The sequence below is a fragment of the Stenotrophomonas sp. PS02301 genome (genome assembly GCF_029959485.1).
GTDB lineage: Bacteria > Pseudomonadota > Gammaproteobacteria > Xanthomonadales > Xanthomonadaceae > Stenotrophomonas > Stenotrophomonas maltophilia_Z.
On record NZ_JASCOO010000211.1, the window covers coordinates 1 to 330 of the forward strand.

1 protein-coding gene is annotated in these 330 nt (G+C 66.1%); it reads left to right on the plus strand.

Features of this window, described 5'->3' with window-relative positions:
• Positions 1–330 (plus strand): transaldolase family protein (locus QMX81_RS20925; protein WP_282264410.1); only part of this gene is annotated, 330 nt, incomplete at both ends.

Sequence of the window (330 nt, forward strand, 5' to 3'; positions counted from 1 at the left end):
CCGAAGGGATCGACTGCAACCTGACGCTGATCTTCAATCCGACCCAGGCGCTGGCCTGCAGCGAGGCCGGGGCGTTCCTGATCTCGCCGTTCGTGGGCCGCATCCTGGATTGGTACGTGGCCAACGGCCAGGCGCCGGCCAGCATCGATGAAGACCCGGGCGTGGTGTTCGTGCGCGGCGTGTATGCCGAGTTCAAGCGCCGCGGTTCGCCGACGGTGGTGATGGGCGCGTCGTTCCGTTCGACGGCGCAGATCGAGGCGCTGGCAGGCTGCGATCGCCTGACGATTTCACCGGATCTGCTGGAAAAGCTGGACGCCGATCACGGTGAGT